This window comes from Flavihumibacter sp. CACIAM 22H1, assembly GCF_001601815.1.
In the GTDB taxonomy this organism is placed as follows: Bacteria; Bacteroidota; Bacteroidia; order Chitinophagales; family Chitinophagaceae; genus Flavihumibacter.
Genome location: NZ_LUKG01000049.1, coordinates 27,216 through 27,769, shown reverse-complemented (window position 1 = coordinate 27,769; position 554 = coordinate 27,216). Strand labels below are relative to the sequence as shown.

General features: G+C 48.7%; 1 pseudogene. It reads right to left on the bottom strand.

Going from position 1 to position 554, the window contains the following annotated elements:
* A pseudogene (locus A1D16_RS13740) lies at positions 1 to 554 on the bottom strand (DNA-directed RNA polymerase subunit beta'); the annotation flags it as partial.

Below are 554 nucleotides of genomic sequence, written 5' to 3'. Positions count from 1 at the left end.
AAAGCGATTTCAGTGCACGGCCGCCTTCTGCCTTAACAGCATTTGATTTACGGCTGTTATCAAACAGGGAGTCGATGGCTTCCTGTAACATCCTTTTTTCGTTCCGAAGAATTACTTCCGGGGCTTTGATTTCCAGCAACCGCTTCAAACGGTTGTTCCGGATAATTACCCGGCGATACAGATCATTCAGATCAGAAGAAGCAAAACGACCGCCATCCAGGGGAACAAGCGGACGTAATTCTGGTGGAATAACAGGAATATATTGCATAACCATCCATTCCGGACGGTTGGTGATACGGCTATTGGCATCCCGGAAAGCCTCTACCACACTCAGGCGCTTCAGGGCGTCGGCCTTACGTTGCTGGGAGGTTTCGGTAGCAGCTGCATTCCGAAGGTCATAACTGAGCTGGTCCAGGTCAATTCTCTCCAACAGGTCATGAACTGCTTCAGCACCCATTTTAGCGATGAATTTATTAGGATCTTCATCCGGCAGGTACTGATTGTCTTTTGGCAGGGTCTCCAACAGGTCGAGGTATTCCTCTTCTGTTAACAGA